The organism is Thermomonas sp. LB-4, assembly GCF_036409385.1.
Lineage (GTDB): Bacteria > Pseudomonadota > Gammaproteobacteria > Xanthomonadales > Xanthomonadaceae > Thermomonas.
In genome coordinates, this window is record NZ_JAXOFT010000009.1 from 66,871 (window position 1) to 88,849 (window position 21,979).

At 64.4% G+C, this 21,979-nt stretch carries 20 protein-coding genes and 3 pseudogenes; 10 read left to right on the forward strand and 13 right to left on the reverse strand.

Annotated features, from left to right (window positions below; genetic code table 11):
- Positions 1–4 precede the first annotated feature (4 nt).
- The 9 genes from SPK54_RS08275 to SPK54_RS08315 are packed head-to-tail and all read left to right on the forward strand — an operon-like array spanning position 5 to position 7,020.
- Entirely contained in the window at positions 5–271 is a 267-nt protein-coding gene (locus SPK54_RS08275; RefSeq protein WP_330947445.1) for a helix-turn-helix domain-containing protein, read from the forward strand.
- Between the two features lie 13 nt (positions 272–284).
- Positions 285–1,499 (forward strand): type II toxin-antitoxin system HipA family toxin, encoded by a 1,215-nt coding sequence (locus SPK54_RS08280; RefSeq protein ID WP_330947480.1) that lies wholly within the window; start codon positions 285–287, stop codon positions 1,497–1,499.
- Positions 1,500–1,558: 59 nt separating this feature from the next.
- On the forward strand, positions 1,559–2,422 hold the full coding sequence (locus tag SPK54_RS08285; protein ID WP_330947446.1) for a glycosyltransferase family 2 protein: 864 nt from the start codon (positions 1,559–1,561) through the stop codon (positions 2,420–2,422).
- 50 nt (positions 2,423–2,472) lie between these two features.
- On the forward strand, positions 2,473–2,772 hold the full coding sequence (locus tag SPK54_RS08290; protein WP_028839217.1) for a nucleotidyltransferase domain-containing protein: 300 nt from the start codon (positions 2,473–2,475) through the stop codon (positions 2,770–2,772).
- Positions 2,769–3,254 carry a hypothetical protein gene (locus SPK54_RS08295; protein ID WP_330947447.1) on the forward strand — a complete coding sequence of 162 codons (486 nt, stop codon included), beginning with the start codon at positions 2,769–2,771 and terminating at the stop codon, positions 3,252–3,254. Before SPK54_RS08290 ends, SPK54_RS08295 begins: the two co-directional genes overlap by 4 nt.
- A complete protein-coding gene (locus tag SPK54_RS08300; protein ID WP_330947448.1) occupies positions 3,251–4,441 on the forward strand; it encodes a glycosyltransferase family 4 protein in 1,191 nt (396 codons plus the stop codon). Before SPK54_RS08295 ends, SPK54_RS08300 begins: the two co-directional genes overlap by 4 nt.
- Complete coding sequence (locus tag SPK54_RS08305) at positions 4,438–5,169, forward strand: class I SAM-dependent methyltransferase (RefSeq protein ID WP_330947449.1); 732 nt, start codon at positions 4,438–4,440, stop codon at positions 5,167–5,169. The genes SPK54_RS08300 and SPK54_RS08305 overlap by 4 nt, the downstream gene beginning before the upstream one ends.
- Positions 5,159–6,187: a glycosyltransferase family 4 protein gene (locus SPK54_RS08310; RefSeq protein WP_190281954.1), complete on the forward strand. Its 1,029-nt coding sequence runs from the start codon at positions 5,159–5,161 to the stop codon at positions 6,185–6,187. The genes SPK54_RS08305 and SPK54_RS08310 overlap by 11 nt, the downstream gene beginning before the upstream one ends.
- Positions 6,184–7,020 carry a glycosyltransferase gene (locus SPK54_RS08315; protein WP_330947450.1) on the forward strand — a complete coding sequence of 279 codons (837 nt, stop codon included), beginning with the start codon at positions 6,184–6,186 and terminating at the stop codon, positions 7,018–7,020. The genes SPK54_RS08310 and SPK54_RS08315 overlap by 4 nt, the downstream gene beginning before the upstream one ends.
- On the opposite strand, the gene SPK54_RS08320 is transcribed toward SPK54_RS08315, so the two are convergent.
- From SPK54_RS08320 to SPK54_RS08365, 10 genes and pseudogenes are all read right to left on the reverse strand, one after another.
- Positions 6,991–8,112: a glycosyltransferase gene (locus SPK54_RS08320; protein WP_223809524.1), complete on the reverse strand. Its 1,122-nt coding sequence runs from the start codon at positions 8,110–8,112 to the stop codon at positions 6,991–6,993. The two genes, SPK54_RS08315 and SPK54_RS08320, sit on opposite strands and share 30 nt — an antisense overlap.
- 4 nt (positions 8,113–8,116) lie before the next feature.
- Positions 8,117–8,980, reverse strand: a complete 864-nt coding sequence (locus tag SPK54_RS08325) for an FkbM family methyltransferase (RefSeq protein WP_330947451.1) — start codon at positions 8,978–8,980, stop codon at positions 8,117–8,119.
- A 21-nt stretch (positions 8,981–9,001) separates the two neighbouring features.
- Positions 9,002–10,246, reverse strand: coding sequence for an oligosaccharide flippase family protein (locus tag SPK54_RS08330; protein WP_330947452.1), 1,245 nt, complete (start codon positions 10,244–10,246; stop codon positions 9,002–9,004).
- Positions 10,247–10,258: 12 nt separating this feature from the next.
- Positions 10,259–10,414: a GDP-mannose 4,6-dehydratase gene (locus tag SPK54_RS08335; protein ID WP_345786169.1), complete on the reverse strand. Its 156-nt coding sequence runs from the start codon at positions 10,412–10,414 to the stop codon at positions 10,259–10,261.
- The gene (locus SPK54_RS08340) at positions 10,411–11,280 is read right to left on the reverse strand and encodes a hypothetical protein (protein WP_330947453.1); all 870 of its coding nucleotides are present in this window, start codon (positions 11,278–11,280) and stop codon (positions 10,411–10,413) included. The genes SPK54_RS08335 and SPK54_RS08340 overlap by 4 nt, the downstream gene beginning before the upstream one ends.
- A complete protein-coding gene (locus SPK54_RS08345; RefSeq protein ID WP_330947454.1) occupies positions 11,277–13,238 on the reverse strand; it encodes an acyltransferase family protein in 1,962 nt (653 codons plus the stop codon). Before SPK54_RS08345 ends, SPK54_RS08340 begins: the two co-directional genes overlap by 4 nt.
- A gap of 39 nt (positions 13,239–13,277) precedes the next feature.
- Positions 13,278–15,140, reverse strand: coding sequence for a hypothetical protein (locus tag SPK54_RS08350; RefSeq protein WP_330947455.1), 1,863 nt, complete (start codon positions 15,138–15,140; stop codon positions 13,278–13,280).
- Between the two features lie 336 nt (positions 15,141–15,476).
- Positions 15,477–15,578: pseudogene (locus SPK54_RS08355) on the reverse strand (prepilin-type N-terminal cleavage/methylation domain-containing protein); the annotation flags it as partial.
- Between the two features lie 340 nt (positions 15,579–15,918).
- Positions 15,919–16,008 (reverse strand): annotated as a pseudogene (locus tag SPK54_RS08360) (prepilin-type N-terminal cleavage/methylation domain-containing protein); the annotation flags it as partial.
- Between the two features lie 641 nt (positions 16,009–16,649).
- Positions 16,650–17,888, reverse strand: a complete 1,239-nt coding sequence (locus tag SPK54_RS08365; RefSeq protein ID WP_330947456.1) for an ATP-binding protein — start codon at positions 17,886–17,888, stop codon at positions 16,650–16,652.
- Between the two features lie 150 nt (positions 17,889–18,038).
- Here SPK54_RS08365 and SPK54_RS08370 point away from each other — a divergent pair, with 150 nt between their 5' ends.
- Entirely contained in the window at positions 18,039–19,493 is a 1,455-nt protein-coding gene (locus SPK54_RS08370; protein WP_330947457.1) for a sigma-54 dependent transcriptional regulator, read from the forward strand.
- Positions 19,494–19,585: 92 nt separating this feature from the next.
- Here the strand turns inward: SPK54_RS08370 and SPK54_RS08375 are convergent, their stop codons facing one another.
- From SPK54_RS08375 to SPK54_RS08385, 3 genes and pseudogenes are all read right to left on the reverse strand, one after another.
- Entirely contained in the window at positions 19,586–19,879 is a 294-nt protein-coding gene (locus tag SPK54_RS08375; RefSeq protein WP_330947458.1) for an addiction module antidote protein, read from the reverse strand.
- A 2-nt stretch (positions 19,880–19,881) separates the two neighbouring features.
- Positions 19,882–20,177, reverse strand: a pseudogene (locus SPK54_RS08380) (type II toxin-antitoxin system RelE/ParE family toxin).
- Between the two features lie 125 nt (positions 20,178–20,302).
- The gene (locus SPK54_RS08385; protein WP_330947459.1) at positions 20,303–21,916 is read right to left on the reverse strand and encodes an ATP-binding protein; all 1,614 of its coding nucleotides are present in this window, start codon (positions 21,914–21,916) and stop codon (positions 20,303–20,305) included.
- Between the last annotated feature and the right edge of the window lie 63 nt (positions 21,917–21,979).

The following is a 21,979-nucleotide window of genomic DNA, read 5'->3' on the forward strand; positions in this document are numbered from 1 at the left end:
GGTCATGCATTTTCCGATTCGCACGCTGCTGGATCTGGGAGAGGCCGTGCGCGGTGCGCGATGCGAACAGGGCTTGAAGGCAACCCTGGTCGCGGCGCAGTCCGGCCGCAGCCGGGATCTGCTGCATCGACTGGAAACGGGGCGAGATGTCACCACCGGCGCGTTGCTCGATGTGCTGCGCAGCATGGGGTACACCCTGCGCCTGGAGCCGTTGGGTTTGCCCACGCTGGAAGAAGTCCGCCAACGCTTCGCCGAAGACGATGACGGCTGACAGTGACATGGACATGGACGCGCGCATCAAGCTGCTGCAAGTGAATGTGGCAGGCCGTCTCTCTGGGCAGTTGCTGCAGCAGTCCGGCTTCGAATACCGATATCTGCAGGCGGATCCGGCCCAGCCTGTGGTGGGGTTGCTGATGCCACCCGCGCGGCTTACCTGGCACGACGGCGCGCTGTTCCCGGTAATGGATCAGAATCTCCCGGAAGGCGATCTGTTCAACCGCCTGCGCCAGCAATTCCCCAAGCAGGCGATGACTGCCATGCGCCTGCTTGCGTTGATCGGCGACAACGGCATCGGCCGGCTGGGCTACCGCGTGCCCGGCGGCGCGGCACCGGCGGCGGGTGTGCCGATCGCCCGGCAAACCCTGCTGCGCATGCCGTTCACGGTGCAGGTGTTCGACGAACTGGTGGGTGCCTACCTTGCCACCGGTATTGGCGTGGCCGGCATGCAGCCCAAGATCATGGTGCGCGACCGCGCCACCATCCCCATCCCCAATCTGATCGTGAAAACCGCCGGCGCAGGCTATCCCGGCCTGACCGCCAACGAATATCTGTGCATGACGGCGGCCGCGCGTGCCGGCATCGACGCGGCCAAGGTGGAACTGAGCGACGACGGGCAACTCCTGCTGGTGGAGCGCTTCGATCTCGAAGCCGATGGCCAGCGCCTCGGCTTCGAAGACGTGGCGTCGCTGATGGGGTTGCGCGTGCGCGATACGTTGTCCGAACGCAAATACCACGGCAGCTACCAGCGCATCGCCGAGCTGCTGGGCATGATCACCGGCAATCGTCGCGACCTGCAGCGCTTCTACGAACAACTGGCGTTTTCGATCATGGTGGGCAATGGCGATGCCCATCTGAAAAACTTCGGCGTGCTCTATCGCGGCGTGGCCGACGACATCCGCCTTGCCCCCATGTTCGATGTCGTCACCACGCGCATCTACCGCTACCAGCGCTCCCCCGGCGGCCCCGAACTGGAAGACCACAGCATGGCCCTGCGGCTGTGGTCGGGGAAAGCACAGCGCTCCAAGGCCTATCCCCTGCCGGAAGAACTGCGCCGCTTCGGCCGCGACGTCTGCGGCGTGCGCGACCCGCAGGCACCGTTGGACAGGATTGCCGCAGCCATGGCCGATACCCTGCACGCCGCCGCCGATCCACGCATTCCCGCCGGCCTGCTGGCGCGGCTGCGCCCGGTGTGGGAGAACGGAATCCGGTATGGGCAGTGAGAACCGCAGTCCGCCGCACCCCGGCCCGATCCCGCAATCGTTCGCGCTAATCTAGCGTCATGGGGAACCCGACGCTCAGCATCATCCTGCCAGCCAAGAACGAGGCCGAAGGCCTGCGCGGCACCTTGCCGGCGCTGCGGGTGGCCTATCCGGACGCGGAGATCATCGTCGTCGACGACGGCTCCACCGACGACACCGCGCGAGTCGCCCGCGAGGCAGGTGCCAGCGTGCTGTCCTCGCCCTATTCCATGGGCAACGGCGCCGCCATCAAGCGCGGTGCGCGTGCAGCAAGGGGCGAAATTCTGGTGTTCATGGATGCGGACGGCCAGCACGGCGCAGGCCACGTCCGCGCCCTGCTGGACAAGCTGCGCGATGGCTACGACATGGTGGTGGGCGCCCGCGACCGCAGCGGCCAGGCCAACCTGCACCGCGGCCTGGCCAATGGGTTCTACAACCGCCTGGCCAGCTGGATGACCGGCCACCGCATCGCGGACTTGACCTCCGGCTTCCGCGCCGTGCGCGCCGACAAATTCAGGGAGTTCCTGCACCTGCTGCCCAACGGCTTCAGCTACCCCACCACCAGCACCATGGCGTTCTTCCGCAGCGCCTACCCGGTGGCCTATGTGCCCATCCCCGTGGCCAAGCGGGTGGGCAACGGCAGCCACATCCGCCCGCTCAAGGACGGCGTGCGCTTCCTGCTGATCATCTTCAAGATCGCCAGCCTGTACTCGCCGTTGAAGCTGTTCGCGCCGACCGCGGCGGCGTTTTTCCTGGCGGCGCTGGGCTGGTATGGCTACACCTTCGCCACGCAGGGCAGGCTCACCAACATGAGCACATTGCTGTTCAGCGCGGCGGTGATCATTTTCCTGATCGGGCTGATTTCGGAGCAGATCACCAACCTGACCTACCGGCGCGATGGCTGAACCATCGGTGTGCGCTGGGCTAGACTCACCCAAACAACGTGGAGCGTGCGATGCGGCTGAGCCAGGAGCATATCCGGGCGTTGAAGCGGCTGGCCGAGGAAGAGGCCGGCCCGTCGGCGCGGCTGCGCCTGTTCGGCTCGCGTCTTGATGATGCAGCCCGCGGTGGCGACGTCGATCTGCTGCTGGAGCTGGATGCCCCGGTGGCACACCCGGCACCGCTGATCGCCCGCCTGGCGGCGCGCGCCAGCCGCGCCATGGACGGGCGCAAGGTGGATGTGCTGCTGTTGGCGCCCAATCTCATGCGCCAGCCCATTCACGACATCGCCCAGAGGCAAGGGGTTCTGTTATGACGGGCGACGATGCCCAACTGCAGCGGCTGCGGTTTCTTGCGCGCGTCGTGCAGCGCGAAAGCAAGCATCTGCTGACCACTGACCGGCGCGTGTTCGCAAAGCCGTTCACGCAGGATCGCGCCAAGGCGCTGGCGGAAGATGTGGAGTTGGCGGAACGGGTGGAGGCATTTGCCGCGCGTTTCGGCCGCCTGCAGGACACGCTGGGCGACAAATTGATCCCGGCACTGCTGCGCGCACTGGGCGAGCCCGTGGGTGCAGCCATCGACAACCTCGATCGCGCCGAACGTCTGGGATGGCTGCCGTCGTCCGAGCAATGGTTGATTGTCCGCCGGTTGCGCAACCAGATGGTGCATGACTACATCGAAGATCCGGCCATCCTTGCCAGCGCCCTGCAGATGGCGCACACGCAAGTTCCGATGCTGATCGAGACCAGCCGTGCGCTGCTGGAGGAGCTCGACCGGCGCGGCTGGTCGTCGCCGTGACCGACGCGGCCAAACGTGCCCGCATCCTCCACATCACCCGCAACCTGCCGCCGCTGGTGGGCGGCATGGAGCGGCTGAACTGGCACATCGCCGATGAACTGTCGCGGCGGGCGCAGGTGCAGGTCATCGGCCCGCAAGGGGCTGCTGCGCTCAAGCCGGCAAATGTCGAACTGAGCGAAGTTCCGCTGCGCCCGCTGCCGCGCTTCCTGCTGGCGTCCGCATGGCGGGCGCTGCGGCTGGCACGGCGACAGCGCCCGGAGATCGTGCTTGCCGGCAGCGGCCTGACCGCCCCTGCGGCATGGCTGGCCGCCCGCGCCTGCGGCGCGCGTGCGGCGGCCTATGTGCATGGGCTCGACGTGGCCGTGCGCCATCCGCTGTACCGCGCAATCTGGCACCCGTTGCTGCGGCGGATGGATGTGGTGGTGGCCAACAGCCGGCCCACCGCGGATCTGGTCCGCGCGCTGGGCGTCGCCGAGGACCGGTTGCGCATCGTGCATCCCGGCGTCGCGTTACCGGCGGCGCCGCAGTCGCACGATGCCCTGCACGCGTTTCGCGAGCAGCACGGGCTGGGCGACGCCCGTTTGCTGCTGTCGATCGGGCGGCTGACCCACCGCAAAGGGCTGCGGGAGTTCGTTCGCAACGCCCTGCCCGGCATCGTGCAAGGGGCGCCGGATGTCGTGCTTGCCGTGATCGGCGATGCGCCGACCGATTCCCTGCTGGCGGGCGTGCAATCCCGCGACAGCATCCAGGCCACGGCGGATGCCGCGGGCGTCGGCCGGCACCTCCGCTTCCTGGGCGTCATCACCGATCCGCAAGCGCTTGCCTGTGCGTACGAATCCGCGGCCCTGCATGTGTTCCCGGTCCGCGAACTGCCGGGCGACCCTGAGGGTTTCGGCATGGTGGCCATCGAAGCCGCGGCGCATGGCCTGCCGACCGTCGCCTTCGCCACAGGAGGCATCGTGGATGCAGTGGCGGAAGGGCGTTCCGGGAGGCTGATCGCCCCTGGCGATTACGATGGCTTGCGCGATGCCGCGCTCGCCGTGTTGCGTGATGGCGAAGGCGCATGGCGTACACGCGCGCAGGACTTCGCCCGGCAGTTTGCCTGGCCGCGGTTCGGTGCATCCCTGCGGACCAGCCTGGGCATTGGTGGTGGAGCTGCGGATGCGACACAGGCGGCGGACATATGAACCGGCAGGCACATGCCGTCACCGATCTGGCATCTCGCAAGCTCAAGGCACTCAAGATCGAGCGCCTGTTGGGACTGAAGCCGGGAGCAAAGCCGCTGGAGTTGCTGGAGATCGGGACAGGCTCCGGTGGAATTGCACACTATTTCGGAACACATCCAACCCTGTCCTGCAATGTCACCGCGGTAGATGTGCACGACAATCGGCAGGTTCACGCAGGCTACGACTACATCCCGGTGCAGGGCGTCGAACTCCCGTTCGAAGACGCTAGATTCGACGTGGTGATCAGCAATCACGTCATCGAGCATGTAGGTGACAAGGAGGCGCAACTGACGCACTTGCGCGAGATCCGCCGTGTGTTGAGAGCCGGTGGTTGTGTCTATCTGGCCGTACCCAACCGCTGGATGCTGACCGAGCCGCACTACCGCCTGAAGTTTCTCAGCTGGCTGCCGAAGCCGTGGCGCACGCCTTACCTTCGATGGTCAGGAAAAGGCGATCTTTACGATTGCGAGCCGCTGGAGCTGGCGCAGATCGAGGCAATGCTGGCGACAGCGGGTGTGAGCTATCGGAATATCTGCGTTGAAGGACTGCGGGAAACGCTGGATATCGAGCGGCCGGGCGCGCTGGCGACCCGATTGTTGAGGCGGGTTCCAGATAATCTGCTCAAACGATTCCGTGGGCTCATCCCTACCTTGATCTATCGTATCGAGAAGAGCGGCCATGGCCGATAGCGCGCCCGCCATCTGGTTTCCCGCCGTACGCACATGCACCGGCACCGACGTGTTCACCGAGCGGTTGGTAGCTGGACTGCGGGCGCGTGGCCTGCGCGCAGAAATCACATGGTTGCCGCTACGCGCGGAGTACGCGCCTTGGACGGTGCGCGTGCCCAAGGCGCCGGAATGGGCGACGGTCTGCCACATCAATACCTGGCTGCATCCGCGCTTCATCCCCCGGCAATTGCCGGTCGTGGCGACGCTGCACCATTCGATCCACGACCCGGCATTGAAGCCTTACAAGGGATGGTTGCGCGCCGCCTATCACCGCTGGTGGATTGCGCCCATTGAACGCCGTGTCTTGCGCCGGGCCGACCGGGTAGTGGCTGTCAGTCGCTTCGTGGCCGAGATGGCCCGCCAGACCCTGTGTGATGTGCCGATGGAGGTCATCTACAACGGCATCGATACGGAGGTGTTTCGGCCCGGAAACCGCGTGCGGCAACCGGGTGAACCGTTTCGTCTGCTCTATGTCGGCAGCTGGATGGCGCGTAAAGGCGTGGATCTGCTGGCCCCGATCATGCGTGAGTTGGGGGGCGAATTTGAATTGCAGTACACCGGCGGCCCGGCGGCGGAAAAAGACAAGCTCACCATGCCGTCAAACATGCATGACGTGGGGCGCCTGACAGGGCCGCAGGTAGTTGCTGCGATGCAAGGTGCGGATGCGTTTCTGTTCCCGTCGCGTAGCGAGGGGCTGCCGTTGGTTGCCATCGAGGCTATGGCTTGCGGCCTGTCTGTCATTGCGATGCAGGGGACGTCCGTCGAAGAGGTAGTTGCGCATGGCAGAACGGGCCTGCTGTGCAAGCGAGAGGAAGTTCTGGCATTTGCAGAGGCTGCACGAGCCATGGCGACGGATCGGCAGCTGCGCCTTGCGTGCGGTGCTGCTGCGCGCGAGATGGCCGCGGCCCATTTCCGGGAAAGCAAGATGGGCGACGCCTATATCCAGACGTATCACGACCTTCTGGAAGGGAACGCATGACCGCCGCCATCACCATCCACTTCCGGAAGCCGGAACTGACCGCAAGGTGCATCGACAGCCTGCTGGCCGATGGGTGGGCGCCGGTTCTGGTTTGGGACAACTCCGCGGACGAGGGGTACAGCCTGCGGGCGCTTGCCGCCCGCTACGCCGGGGAGCCGCGCGTGCAGCTTGTCGCCAATCAAACCAACCTCGGGTTCGGCAAGGGCATGAATGCCGCCCTGTCCGAGCTGGAGCGCAGGGGCCATGCCGGCCCCCTCCTGCTGGTCAACAACGATGCGGAGGTATTGCCCGGCATGCGTGCGGCGCTGCTTGCCGCGCTGCCCCGCGACAGTACCGTACCGGCGCTGGTGGCCCCCCAAATTCTCCAGGGTGGCCAAATTCAGGGGTGGCTGTACTACCAACGATGGCTGGCGCTGGTGACCGGTCGCCCGTTGCCGGGCAGCGTTGCCTACCTCAGCGGTTGTTGCCTGCTGGTGCGACGTACCGACCACGCTTCGCCCTTGTTCGACGAGGACTTCTTCATGTACGGCGAGGACGTCGAGCTGTCATGGCGCTGGCGCAGGCAGGGCGGGGCGCTGGTGTTGCTGGATGAGGTCTGGTTGCGCCACGCCGGATCTGCCAGCAGCGGGCAGGCCAGTGCGGCCTACGAGCGTTTTCTGGTCGGGTCGCACTGGATGTTGGTGCGCAAGCTTGCGGGCGCGGGATTCCAAAGGTGGGTGATGTGCGCCACGAAATTGCCGGCGTTGATTGCCCGTGCTTGCCTTCGGGCATTGCGCTACCGCTCGCTGGTGCCAATCAGGGCGTTAGCTGAAATTGCCCGAGTCGCTGCGTAATTTTTCGATCAACGCGAGATGCTGGCGTGCGGCTTCGGATGCTGTGAACTGTGAAAACCATTGCTCGCTGGGGCGCTCGGCGGTCCATGGCTCCTTGATGGATTGCAATATGGCATCGGCAAGCGCTTGGGCGTCATCGACGGGGACTAGCTTCCCATAGCGTCCATCTTCCAGCAGCTCAGACGGGCCGAAATCACAGCTCGTGGATATCACTTTCGTACCCGCCAACATCGCTTCCACTAGCACCAGGCCGAAGCCTTCAAAGCGCGAGCTGAGCACAAAAGCATGTGCAGCAGACATCTGGGAGATGGCGTGCGGCGTGAAGCCTGCGAGGCATATGGATTCGTTCATTCCGCAGGATGCGATTTGATTTTGTAGGGTGTCACGAAGTGCCCCCTTCCCAAAGATGATCAAGCGTGCATCGGTCCTCTTTCTTGCGCGCGAGAACGCGTCAATGAGCACGTCGAATCCTTTTTGATGTTCCAGTCGCCCCATCGCAACGAATGTGGGGACAGATTTATCCCTTAGCCATGGATGCAGTGTCTCCTCCGTCCCAGTGATTTGTGGCGCCGAGTCATCGATGACCGGGTTGAGGATCGTGGTCAGTCGTGATGATGGGATGCGAAGAAAATCAGCCGTCGGCTGGGCGAGTGATTGAGATACCGCGATCACGTGCGCCTTTCGTGCGGCCCAGCGGGACAGGTGGGGGCCAATAATTCGATTGAGCCAAGTGCCTTGCTGCCAATCGATGTGCAGGTTGTTTTCGTTGCGAATTACTAGGGCTGGGGTATTGCGCCAGCTCAGGCTGGACAAGGCGGCTGCAATTCCAGTATAGATTCCAAAGCAAATGACGGCATCCGGATTTAGTTCGTTTACAAGCGCTGCGAGATTTCGCCGAGCTTTGATGGGTTTGCTTGATTTCAGGTCAAATAATGAGCAATGTCGATTCACTTTTGACGCCAGCTCGCCCGCTAGCGAGGGAGGTGCAATCGTGACCTCGTGGCCCAGTGATGCCATGGCGGAAGAAAGTAATATCGCAACTTGTTGTGCGCCACCACTTGATAGTTGTGGGGTAAAAAATATTATGCGCACAGCTCTACCTTGGTTTGATTAGTAGTATGTCTGTAAATTCGTTGATAGTGCGATATTTATTATTAACCTTATCGAGGGAAGTGCTTGTGCTATTTGGTGACTTAAGGTCGAAAATTTCGTAACCCAGAGTTGCTTTTTTAAGTAATTCAAGTCCTCCGGAATGCTCAAGATATGTGGGGTTGAACTCGCATACCGCCGGAGTCCCCGTGCTGAGCAGCCGCCCAGCGCCGGTGAGTGCATGCCCCTCATAGCCTTCGATATCCATCCAGAGCAGGCTAGGTGCCGATGGAAGGTCTAGATCGTCCAGCTTGGATGAAGAGACCGGGATGCCTTCTGCGCCGATGCTGTGATTCCCGCTGTTCGTGGCGGATTCGTGGAGGTGCAGTGTGACGCCGCTGCGGTCGCCGACTGCCTGCGCCAGCACGGTGACGCGATCCTCCAGCCCATTCAGCGCGATGTTGGCGCGCAGCAGCCGGAGGTTGTGGGGGTGCGGTTCGATGGCGGTGGCAGTCTGGATGAGTCCGCGTTTTAGCGCCGGAATGGTGATGGTGCCGATGTTCGCGCCGACGTCGATCAGGTGAGTGGGGGCTGGGCGCCCCTCCCGCGCCAGAATGGCCAAGGCGGTCTGGAGCTTTGCGAAGTCGAATTCCCCGTGCAGAAACACCTCCCGCCCGATGACCTTGTCGGCGGTGGACACCACAAAGTGCTCCGGGTGGCCGGCCACCAGATAGGGTACGGGCATCGCGTCGTAGGCAGCCCTGCGCAGGAGGGGCGGGCCGCCCCTGAGCAATGAGAACAGCGTTTTGCTGGCGGCCAGCAAGGGGCGACGCAGCAGTCTGGAGTTGCGGAGACGATCTGCGATTTGCATGGACTATCCAGTAGGCCGGCGTCAGCGCGATGCGCGCATTGCGAAGCCCAGCAATGCCAGGCTCATGGTGGTTTCTGCAATGTAGCTGGCGATCGCCGCGCCTGCCATCCCATGGGCCGGCACCAATGCGGCCACTGCGCAGACGCTGACGCCGCCGCCGAGGATGCAGGACCAGCTGATGTGCTGCATGTGGCCGTGGTGGATGGCGTGAAAATTGAGCAGGGCTCGGCCTACCTGGAGCAGCGGCAGCCAAGCCAGCATGCGCAGCACGCGAATGGCGCCTTCGTGGGCGCTGCCTACCAGAAGCGGGAGCAGTGGCGCGGCCAGCCAGACCAGCGCCCCCATGGCCAGTGCCATCAACAGCAGTGCGGCACCGGTTCGGCGCAGCTGCGGGAGCGGGTTCGCTTGTGCATAGAGCTTGGGCCAAAGGGCTTCTTGTAGTGCCTGCAAAGGAAGGCTGGCCATGTCCACCGCGCGCTGCGCGATGTTGTAGCTGCCGGCAAGCCCGAAGCCCGCATGCGCCAGCACTGGTTTGTTGAACTCGCCCTGCAGGCGCATGGCCAGTGCGGATGCACTGAACGGCAGCCCGCTGCGCACCGGCATGGCTTCCGTCGCGTCCTCCGCGACGACCGACGCCACAGTGCGCACCACCGGCCACAGCAGCAGGGCATACACCCCGCTGGCGGCAGTGAATGTCCAGAGGACGGAGGCGATGTCCGTCCGGTTGGTCAGGAAAACCAACAGTCCCAGCGCAAGCAGGCGCAGCAGGGGCAGGCCGGCATTGATGGCGCCGTAGGCGTGGTGCCGGTGCTGCGCTTGGCGGTAGCGTCCGGCCAGTTCGGTGAGTGAGGACGCCAGCAGTTCGCCGCAGATGGCGGCTGCCATGGCGGCAACCGGCAAGCCTTTGGGGATCAGCAGGAGTGCGATGCCGATAGCAGCGGCGGACAACGGCAGCAGCGTCCGGGTCCAGGTGGTGATGGCACGTTCGAGGTACCACGGCGCGGCCTTTGGATCGCGTGCCACGTTGCGCAACACCATGTTGGACAGGCCCAACCCTGCCAATGGGACGACAAAACCGGCCACGGCGATCACCGCGACGAACTCACCGTAGGTCTGAACAGCAAGCGTGCGCGCCAGCAACACGACGGTGCCGGCTTGTGCGGCGGCGCGCAGCATCATCCAGCCAAGCAGCGCCCCTCCGTGTTGCGCCAGCCGGCCTGGCCGCCATTCGAAAACGGCCGTGCCCAAATTGCGCAGGTGGGTCATGTCAAAGTTTCACTAAGGACGGCTTATAAGCAGTTGGGAAGGGTTGCCGATCCGCTTGATACGGAGGGACGACGAGCGTCGCTTGATGGCATGGACTTCGTAGCCCTTGGCCAGCAGGAACTCCGCCAGATAGGCGCCGTCCTGGCCGGGGATGAGGACTTTTTTCATGCTTCGCTCGGGGTGACCGCTTGCTCTGAATCCACGCGTACATTCTGCCTCGCCAGCACGAACAATCCGCTCTCCGTCCGCGCCAGGGAGTGACCCCATCCGGAGGCTGAAAGCTGCTGGTGGAAGTCGCGAAGGTGACGCATGAACAAAGCATAGCCCTTCGGATTGAGCGCATAGCCCAGCCCTTCGCTGAGCACGGAGTCCAGCACGGCGAACCGGTCGGGATCCAGCATGCGAAGGTGCTTGCTGCCGAACGAAACGCCCAGCCCTTCCGGTCGACCGGCCTCCTGGGTGGAGGAGACTGGTGCGATGGCCGCTTCATCGGTATCTGCCGCTAGCGCCGCCCGCATCCATCGGTTCATCTTGTCGCCCAACGTAGTGCCATGGCGTTTATGCAGATTGCCGAAAACGCGGCTGCCGCGCCCCCACTGGCAGATGGCGTCGGAGAGCTTCAGTGCAGACTGATGCGACGGCGTCAGCCTGTATTGCTGGGCCTCTGCCTCAATCTGTGCAGTACTCCGGGCCGATCCTGCGTCATCATCCTCGCGGTTTGCTAGGGCGACTGCGCTTCCCAAGGCGTGTTGTGTGAATGAGAAGCCCGCCATCGACAGCACGCCCTTCGCGCCAGTAGCCTCGTCCTGGACGGTGCGCATCACGCCATCCAGGCTCTGGAATGGAAGGGCGATCCGATGGTCGTCAAATAGATCCTGCCGCTCGCATGTCGGGCAGACCTGGATCCACCTCTTGTCATCCGCCTTCTTCAGCAAGCCTCCGCGGGCGGGGGACTGGCGCAAGGTGCGCCCGCTCATCCGGCTTGTTGGGATGGAGCACTGCTTGCAGGGATTGCCCGGATGGTCGGCTGTCATGGGGCAGCTGCCCGCAGCGCGTTCGCCATTGCGGGGGCCAGCGACTCGGCGAAACTCCCGCTCAGGTGCTGGTTGTCCCGATACGTCACCCGTCCGTCCAGCTCCGCGCGACAGAGGCCACCCGGGCAGACGCGAGGCCCCAAGTCCACGAACTCGACGTTGGGGAATCGCGATGCGGCGACTTGCAGCGAGCGTTGTATGGCGTCGGCATCCGCATTCCGGGGCGTCGAGGTGCAGCGCCGTGCATCAGCCAGCCACGCCGGGCGTAGCGCCTGCTGCATCAGGCATTGGGGGCCATCAAAGGGGAGGGCTGGCGTGTCCGCCAGCAGGACGATGCGCTTGGCGGCCGGGCTGATCCGTGCAAGCACGCGGGCGGTGCCTTCCGTCCATTGTTCTGGGGTGTACGCCGCGGGGGCGCTGCCGAAGATGAACAGGTCTGGCTTCAGTGCCTGGACCTTTTGCAGCGCTGCATCGCGCCACTGCGCGCACTCGGTGTATTCGCGGCCGATGCGGGCGTAGAAGATCGGTGCATCAACCATCGGGCAGGCCGACTTGGTGATCACCAGCAGGCGCCAGCCGGCACCGTCCAGCGCGCGATTTACCGCAGGGAACCATTGGCCGACATGGCTATCGCCCATCAGCACCGCGGTACGCGGGGCCTGTTCGCTGCCGAAACTGCAGATGCGCACCGTCGCGCTGCGGTACCAGTCATCGCAGCCCATGGCGTAGATGGCCGGTGCGTCCGTGCGCGCGGCCGCATAGCGTTGCAATGCCGGCGTCTGCAATGCGTCGCCGGCCTGCCGTGTCCAGTGCGTTGCCAATGCGGACATCGCCGCCATACCGGCCAGCGAGACGAGCACGGCGACACGCGGGAAGGCCAGCCACTGCCGCCAGCGACGCAGTGGCGCTTCCACCAGCGCGTGGGACGCCGCGGCCAGTGCAAGCGAAACCGCCACCAGCAACGCCCGGAATTCCGGCGCTTGGCTGCCGGTGTAGGCCGCGCCCAGCAGCAACACTGGCCAATGCCACAGATACCAGGAATAAGAGATGCGCCCCAGCCATTGCAGCGGCGGCAGCGAGAGCAGGGCGCCGGCGCCGCGCTTGCCGTGAGGCAGGCAGCCTGCCAGCACCACCAACACGGCGCCTATGGTCGGCAGCAGCGCCCATGCACCGGGATAGGCGCGCCGGGCATCCAGCAGCAGGCCGCAAGCAACGATCAACGCCAGCCCCAGCAGGCCAAGCCCGGGTGCGGCCTGCGTCAGGCGGAGCGAAGCAGGCGGCGTGCGTGCAAACAGCAGCCAGACCAGGGCACCTGCGGCGAACTGCCAGGCACGCAGCGGCATCATGTAGAAGGCCAGCAGCGGCGCCGTGCGGGTCAGGGCGATGCACGCCAGCAGGCTGGCCAGCAACACCACCCCCATGCCGATCCGCAGCCTGGCGACACCGCGTTCTCCATCGCGTGCCAGCAGCCACAGCACCAATGCGGGCCAGACCAGGTAGAACTGTTCCTCGACGCCCAAAGACCACGTGTGCAGGTACAGGTTGGTTTCGCTCCCGGCGGCAAAATAGTCGAAGTTGCCAAGCGCGAAGTGGACATTGCTCAGCCATAAGGCCGCCATCTGCGCAGTGAACAACTGCTCTTTTTGTTCAGACGGCGAAAGCAACCAGGTGGAGGCAAGCCCCACCACCAGCAGCATCAGCAGCAGCGCAGGCAGCAACCGGCGCAAGCGGCGCACATAGAACGGAAGCAGCCGGATCCGCCCCGTGGCACTGACTTCCTCGACCAACTTGCCGGTAATCAGGAAGCCGGACAGGACGAAGAACACGTCCACCCCGATGAAGCCGCCTGCCAGCCAGGGCACGCCCGCATGTGCGGCTACCACCAGCAGGATCGCAACTGCACGCAGACCTTCGATGTCGGGGCGGAAGTGCGGACGATTAGTGTCCATGCAGATCATGCGATTCGAGATGCGTTGGATGATGCGGATATACGCGTCTCAAGGAGAAGAGGTGAATCTGGCTTTCCAAATCTGTTCCACCTCGATTGCCAAGTCGAGACGATTTTTTGTCCTCAGCTCGTTTGCGAGTTGTCGTGGGAAGGGATCCATTGGGTTTGCAGCATTGAGTGCGATCGAAAAATAGGGCATCGCCTGATCGGGTTCATCCAGGTCGTTCATGATGAAGTAGCCGATCGATGCGCTGTTGAAGGGCGCAATGGAGGTTCTGCGTGATAACGTGGCAAAGGCGTTGAGCATTTCCTGCTTGTCCAAGCGAATGCCTTGGCGGGCGTAGTAGGCGAAAATTGTGGGGGCGCGCTGATTTTCCCAGCCCATGCTGACTGTGTTTAGGCGCTTTTGGAATAATTTCCAGTCCTGCGGCGAGATATCGCCGCGCAGCGTTTTCAGGACAATCAGGACAGCAGAATTGTTAAGCGCATAAGGGGCTGCGGTGGTTCCCTTGGTGCAGGCAGCAATTGCTTCATCGAGGTTGGGGTTTTCTACCACGGCCTCGCCGCCGGCCTCGATGTAATCCATGCACAGACCATACCAAGCCCGGGCGGAGTGCGGTGCAAGCTCTGTGCTGCTGCGGGCAAAAGCCATTTTGTCTGCCCAGGAATGGGCGCGCAGAAGTGTGGCACTGGTCATCCCGATCAACAGCGCAACGCAGGCGGCGACGCGGGTGGCGGGTTTCAGGTGCAGAAGTTGCGCCGCGTGTACAAGCAAGCTGCCTATGGCGAGCACTGCGCCGATGAGTGCGAAACTGTTGCGGTGTTCGAATGCCAGTTCAAGCCCGATCACATTGCTCGTGATGAAATGGGCGCTGAAAAACAGCAGGACCCCCGACGAGAAAAGAGGCCAGCGCGTGCGTATCCTCCAGGCGAGCCCGAGCAGTGCCAGCAATGCCGCGATCGCGGGGAGAGTCGTCCAGGGCTGGAGGAGGCCACGCGAGGGTTGCAGCCAGTCGTAATAGAACGGCATGTGCGAAGGCAGGGGCACCAAGATTTGCCATAAGTACATGCATAGCACTCTGGCCTGGGTGAGCAGGCGTTCCGGCGTTGAAAAATCGCGGGCCGGATACGCTTCCCAATGCCAGTGGTTCGGGACCACCCACAGGGCATAGGCTGCCGCACCGGCCAGCGTGGCGATCAGGTAGCCGCGGCGCAAGCGGGTGGCCAGGCCGGTGTCCGCAGCGGCAAAGCGCAGCACGGTCAGTTCCAGTGCCAATGTGTACGCGGGTAGCAGGATGCTGTCTTCCTTGCAGCCCATGGCTACAACCCACAGCAGCATTGAGACCAGCAGCCCCGTTCGTCCGGGATTGCCTGCGATCTGGGCCCGCCTGGCCTGCAGGTAGGCCAGCAGCGCCAGCACCAGGAACAACGTACCCATGGTCTGCATCCGCTGTACCACATACAGCACGGAAGACACCTGTAAAGGGTGGAGGGCCCATGCCAATGCCAGTGCGGGAGCGGCCCACTGGGCGCGCTTGGCCGGAATGCTTGCGGCCAACAGCAGTGCGTGGAAAAACCATGCCAATGCGCAGGAGGTTAGGGCATGGATCAGGATGTTTGTTGCTTTGAATGTCGCCGGGTCGAAGCTGCCAGCGCGCCAGTAGTCCAGTGCGAATGTCAGCGTGGGAACTACCCGCAGACTGCCCGAGAGCTGTGGAGCCGTTGCAAGCTTGAGCAATCCGTCGACACTCAGTTGCTTCAGTTCAAGCATGTTGTTGTTGATGATGTTAGGGACATCATCGAGAACAAAGCCACCGGGCAGGCCCGCTGCAAAGGGCAGTGCTGCCAGTAGTGCAGCAATCACGCTGACAAAAAAGCTAACCAATAGTTTTTGGTGGGTGGTCGTGAGCATGAGCAGGATTGTTGTAGGAGACTTCGGCTTAACTATGCATTGATCAGTCGAGGATAACCATTTCGCGACCGATGGATAAAAAAGAAAGCTCCTCGTATGAGGAGCCTTTCAGGTAGAGCTTCGTGCTGCTTAGAGATGACAGGTGGCCGTGGTGGGGCTGCAAGTCGGATCGGCAATGCCGGGGCTGGCGCTGATGAACGTACCTGATGCGTCGCCTGAGTCGCATGCCTTGGGTGTAAACGTCGGCAAAGACGTATTGGTAAGAGATGCCGCAACATAAAAGTTCATGAATGCTTTGGCTTCGGCGAGACAAGCGTTTTCTGCAGACCTGGCTCGGTAATTGTTGTAGGCCGGCAGGGCAATGGCGGCCAGAATGGCGATGATGGCCACAACGATCATCAGCTCGATCAAGGTGAAGCCTTGTGTGGTGTCACGCATGGTCGTGTCCTAAGTAGATGTCCCCTGCAATGAGTGAAGCAAGGATTAGGCCAAAGCTGTAATGGCCAAAAAAAAGCCCCTCAGATGAGGGGCTTTTTCGAGCTTGATGCCCAGGTTACGGAGCAACCGAGCAGGTGGCGGTAGTGCTGCTGCAGGTGGTGTGCTTGACGCCCGGGGACTTGGGCGTGAAATCGCCGGTAGGCATGGTGCCGCTGGTGCATGCCTTGCTCTTTGCGCCCGGGAGCGTCATGGAGGAAACCGAAGCAGACAGCCACGAATTTGCGTAAGCCTTTGCTTCCGCCAAGCAGGCGCTTTCGGCCGACTTGATGCGGTAGTTGTTGTACGCCGGCAGCGCGATGGCGGCCAGGATGGCGATGATCGCGACCACGATCATCAGTTCGATCAGGGTGAAGCCTTGCTGCTTGTTCATGGTGTATCCCCTAGGGTTGGTTGGGTGGTTCACGTGCTGCGTTCCCGCCGGTACCGGTCCCGACCTGGGGCGCGGTGCACGTGCGGAAGTTATAACGCAGGATTCATGCCAAATGCGGACAAGTGGGCATGGGTGGCCGTTCTGTGGCCGCCGTCACGGGTGGCGGCACGAGGGCCGTGGAGAGTGTATGGCACTTTTTGTCGGCATGTGACGCTAAGTGTCATAAGTGTTCGGGGCTGCTGCGGTATTGCGTGCCCGGCGCGACGCGTCGCTCCTTCCGGTTTCCGTGAGGGCAAGAGAATGGTCTGAGCGTCTGCCCTTCCTGCAATTGCGCTTCAGTGCGCCGCGATGTCCTTGCACGATGTCAATGCTGCCCCGCAGGCGGTCCAGATTGCCGATGCAGCCGCCCAACGCTTCTTCGGCGCGCTGTCGGAGGGCGTCGGCGTTGATCAGGCCGGATCGAGCCAGCGTCCGGATGTCTTCGCGGGCCTGGCTGGAGAATCTGCCGGGCTTGCTGACGGCCAGATCCTGCCACCGGCGATGTACATGCGGATGGGCGGGATGTGCGGGGCGACATTGGCCAGCGACGCGGCGATGCGGCCGGCGATTTCCGCAAGCGCGGCGAAGTATTGCGGCGAGGGTCAGGGCGTCCACAGGGCGGAGAAGGGAACGGCGTGGAGGTTCCCGCCGAAGCTGGCGGCGTGCGCCCCGTCATACAGCACCATGCCGCCGATGAAGTCGTCGCCGGCGGCCTGCCTCAGCTTGCGCAGGCCAGCGAAATCGGCGGCATTCACCGAGGCGGCGGCTTTCATCTCGAAGCCCGCGACTTGTCCGCTGTCTGTTTCCAGCACGATGTCCACTTCCACCTGGTCCTTGTCGCGGTAGTGCAGCAGGCGGCAGGCGTGCTCTTGCAGCGGCAGCATTTTCAGCAGCTCTGCATGGACGAAGGTTTCCAGCAGCGTGCCCCAGGTGCTGCGGTCGCGGGCAAGGCGGTCGGGCGTGAGGCCGCGCAGGGTTGCCAGCAGGCCGGTGTCCAGCAGGTGCAGTTTCGGAGTCTTGATCAGGCGGGAGAGGTGGTTGCGGGACCAGGGCCCGAGGCGCTTGACCAGGAAGACCTGTTCGAGGATGCCCACGTATTTGCGTGCGGTCTTGGCATCCATGCCCAGCTGCCCGGCAAGCTGGTTGAAATTGGTCAATTGCGCGCTTTGCCGGGCGATGGCGCGAAGCAGCAGCGGCAGTTGCTCCAGCTTGTCGAGCTGTGCGGTGTCGCGTACGTCGCGCTGCACGATGGCGCGCACGTAATCGCGTGCCAATGCCTGACGGCGTGCGGGCAGCGTGCGGGCCAGCATTTCCGGGTATCCGCCCAGCAGGACGCGCTGTTCAAGGTAGGGGTTGCTTGCGTGATTCGTGGCCTGCGGCGTCTCGCCTGCGAACAGTCGTGGCAGCAGGCCGGAAGGCTGGCCGTGCAGTTCGGCTTGGGAAAACGGCAGGAGTTCCGCGATTTCCATGCGCCCCGCCAGGCTGTCGGAAGTGCCGGGCAGTGACAGGATGTGGGTCGAGCCGGTCAGCAGGAAGCGGCCGGGTTTGCGGTCCTCATCGACCGAATGCTTGATGGCGCGAAGCAAGGCCGGCGCCCGCTGCACGTCGTCGATGATCAGGCGCTCATGTCCGCCGATGAAGCCCACCGGATCGGCCATGGCGGCAGCCAGCAGGGTGTCATCGGGCAGCGGCCAATCTGGATCATAGGCCCGTCCAATGTGGATCAAGTTGTCGTCCAATATGGAATCTGGTGGCGTCCAATCCGGAATTTCAGAGGTGGATCGTGGTGCCTGCCGGCGTGCTGGCCCCGTTTCCGGATAGGCGAGCGGGCAGATTGCCAAGTGGTAATGGGCTGATGTGAATCCGGGTTCGCGCGGCCGGGTGGATGGGCGTGTGCCGTCGAGGCGGGGGTGGAGACTTGGATTGCCCGGTATCGCCACGCTTTGTCGCACTTGGACCCGGCGCGGCAACCGGTTATCGTGCTTTCACTTATGAGCACCCCCGCCCGCAGCACCCCGCCCAACGCCCCTATTTGTGCCCTGGTCGTCGATGACGAGCGCGACATCCGCGAACTGCTGGTGCTGACCCTGGGGCGGATGGGGCTGAAGTGCGACACGGCATCGTCGCTGCATGATGCGCGCGCGCTGCTCAAGCGCAATCAGTACGCGCTGTGCCTGACCGACATGCGCCTGAGCGACGGCTCCGGCATCGAGCTGGTGCAGGAGATCTCCCAGCTGTACGCGCAGACGCCGGTGGCGATGATCACCGCGTTCGGCAACCAGGAGGCGGCGGTGGGCGCGCTGAAGGCCGGTGCGTTCGATTTCGTCAGCAAGCCGGTTGACCTGGCGGTGCTGCGCGGGCTGGTGCAGCACGCGCTGAAGCTGGTGCCCGCCGCGGGGGCGGCCAACGAGGATGCCCCCAGGCGCGCGCCGGTGGTCGAGGCCGTGGCTTCGCGGCTGCTGGGGCAGTCCGCGGCGATGACCGAGTTGCGCGCCACGCTGGGCAAGGTGGCGCGCAGCCAGGCGCCGGTCTACATCGCAGGCGAGTCGGGCGTGGGCAAGGAGCTGGTGGCCCGCACCATCCACGACGAGGGCATGCGCGCGGCCGGGCCGTTCGTGCCGGTCAACTGCGGCGCGATCCCCACCGAGTTGATGGAAAGCGAGTTCTTCGGCCATCGCAAGGGCAGTTTCACCGGCGCCCATGCCGACAAGACCGGGCTGTTCCAGGCGGCCGAGGGCGGCACGCTGTTCCTGGACGAGATCGCCGAGCTGCCGATGTCGATGCAGGTCAAGCTGCTGCGCGCGATCCAGGAAAAATCGGTGCGGCCGGTGGGGGCCAATATCGAGGTGCCGGTGGACGTGCGCATCCTGTCCGCCACCCACAAGAACCTGGCCGCGCTGGTGGAGGAGGGGCGGTTCCGCCACGACCTGTACTACCGCATCAACGTGATCGAACTGCGGGTGCCGCCGCTGCGCGAGCGCCGCGAGGACCTGCCGGTGCTGGTGGATGCCATCCTCACCCGGCTGGCCGCAGCCCAGGGCCGGCTGCGGCCGGAGCTGCACCCCGACGCGATGGAGGCGCTGGCGCACTACACCTTCCCCGGCAATGTGCGCGAGCTGGAGAACATCCTGGAGCGCGCCTTCGCGCTGGCCGATGACGACGGCATCCGCGCCACCGACCTGCGCCTGCCCGAGGCCCGCCCGTCGGCGGCGGCGCCGTCGCTGGCGCAGCAGGCCGCCGCCGCGGCGGCCACCCTCGACCCCAGCCTGATCGATCCGCGCGAATCCGCCAGCAGCGCGCTGCCGGGGTTCATCGAGGAGATCGAGCGCAAGGCCATCGAGCAGGCGCTGGTGGACAACCGCTACAACAAGACCAAGGCGGCCGCCCAGCTGGGCATCACCTTCCGCGCGCTGCGCTACAAGCTGAAGAAGCTGGGCATCGATTGACGCGGCAGGGTGGTTGTCCCGAAGGAGCGATTCCTTCCTGCGCGGAAATGACGGGAGGTGTGCGCGGCACCAAGTGGCATTGACCTGAGCTGTCAGGCAACAGCAACGGTGATCTTCAGGCCCAGTGCGTGCGCCACCTTGCTTACGGTAGCGAAGCTGGGATTGCCTGTGCCGGAAAGTGCCTTGTACAGCCCCATGCGGGTCAGGCCCGTTTGTGCAGCCAGTTGCGTGATGTTCCTTGCGCGCGCAACGTCGCCCAGCGCCGCGAGAAGGAGAGCAGGATCGTCCTCTTCCGCGCAGGCAGACAGGTAGGCGGCAATGTCTTCTTCGGTCTCAAGGTAGTCGGCCGTATCGAACCGGGTGAAGGTTTCTTTGGTTTTGGCCATGATCATTCCTCCCAGCAGGCTGCGATCTTTGTGGCAAGCCGGATGTCCTTGCTCTGGGTGGATTTGTCGCCGCCACAAAGCAGAAGGATCAACGTCTTGCCTTTGAACGTGTAGTACACCCGGTAGCCGGGGCCATAGTCGATCTTCAGTTCGTTGATCCCGCCTGCAAGTGAACGGGATTGGCCCGGATTGCCTAGCGACAGGCGTCTGATGCGGACCTCGATTCTGGCCTTGGCGTCACGATCACGAAGTCTCCGCAGCCATGCATCAAAGTGCTGCTCTTCAGGATCTCGTGCATGGCGCGACTGTAGACCCTGGGTTGGAAAAAAGTCAACTGTGGTTTACAGCATCTCTGCCGCCTGGCACCGCCATGCAGCGGCGCGGTTTGGCCCAAGGCACGTGGGGGCGGGTGGCGGACCCCGCTCAGGCCGTATCGATCGCCCGCGCGCCGGCCAGGCGGATGCGGAAGCAGGCGCCGCCGGCGGGGACGGCGACGTAGCGCAGTTCGGCCTGGTTGGCCAGGCACATTTCCCTGGCGATGTAGAGGCCCAGCCCGGTGCCGTGGCTGGAGGTGGTGAAGAACGGGCTGAACAGCTGGCCGGTGACTGCTTCGGGAATGCCAGGGCCATGATCCAGCACGTCCAGCAGCGGCGCGCCCTTGGCATCGCGATGCACGTGCAGCGACACGCGCGCCGGTTCGCCCGGCATGCGTCCGTAGATCAGGGCGTTGTGCACCAGCACGGTGACCACCTGCTGCAGCTGGCGGCGGTCGACCAGGCAGGGCACGGGGCGGGCCTCGGTGCGGGCATCCAGGGTGTCGCGGTCAAGCGGGTGGCTGTTGCGGTAGTCGGCGACGAAATGGCGGGCGAACTCGCCCAGCTCCACGTGTTCGGGCTGGGCGCGTTCGCGCCGGGCCAGGCCCAGCACGTTCTCGACGATGCCGTTCATGCGCCGGGTCTGCTGGTAGATGATCTCCAGCAGGCGGCGGTCGGCTTCGGGGATGTCGCGTGATTCCTCCAGCAGCTGGGTGGCATAGCTGATGGCCGCCAGCGGGTTGCGGATCTCGTGGGCCAGGCTGGCGGAGAAGCGTCCCAAGGTGGCCAGGGTGAGGGTTTCGGCGCGGCGCGAGGCCAGCTCGGCATCGTCCAGGAACACCAGCACCTGGTCGCCCTCGGCCAGCAGGCGGGCAAAGCGGGGCAGCACTTCGGGCAGGTCGGCGGCCAGCTGCAGCGGGGTGGGGTCGTTGTGGCCGTCGCGCTCCCATCGGCGCAGGCGGGCCTCCAGGGCCGGTGCGGCGGTGGCCAGCAGCCGGCGGCCTTCGCCGGCATCGCCCAGCTGCAGCATCGCCGCCTCGTTGGCCAGCCGGATCTCGTCGTTGCCGTCGACCAGCAGCACCCCGGTGCGCATGCGCCGGATGATCAGTTCGTTGACCTCCGCCAGATTGGCGACCTGGCTGCCGCGCTGTTCGGCCAGCGCCTGGCTTGCGCGCAGCTGCCGGCCCAGCACGCTGGTGAGGGTGGCGATTGCCAGGTAGCTGGTGGCGAACATCACCACTTCCACCGCCGGACGGGCGTCGACCTCGCCAACCGCAACGGCCCAGGCGTACTGCAGCAGCAGCGCCAGGCTGGCGGCGCCGGCCACCGCCAGGCCGCGGCGCAGCGGCAGCAGCAGGGCGGCGGCGCCGACGTTGAAAAGCAGCATCATTGCGATGCTGGAGGCCAGCGAGGGCAGGGCGTGCATGGCCAGGGCGGTGACCAGGATGTCGCCGGCCACGCCGGCAGCCACCTGGCTTTCCACCGCGCCGCGGCGGCCGGCGGCGAACAGCAGCAGCGCCGCCAACAGGTAGGCCAGCGCCACCGCCGCGGCCAGCTGCGGGTGGCGCGGCTGGGCCAGCAGCTCGCCGACCGGGCCGAACACCGTCAGGCACAGCAGTGCCGCCTCGAACACCCGGTAAAGCGTGAAGAAATAGAGTTCCCGCCGGATCTCGGCGTGGTGGACCGAGCGGGCGTCGGCGGTCGCGGCGTCGGGCGGGGCCATGCCGCGAGTATGCGGGATGCGACCGGGATCGAAGCATGATGCGCCGCAACACGCTAAAATGGG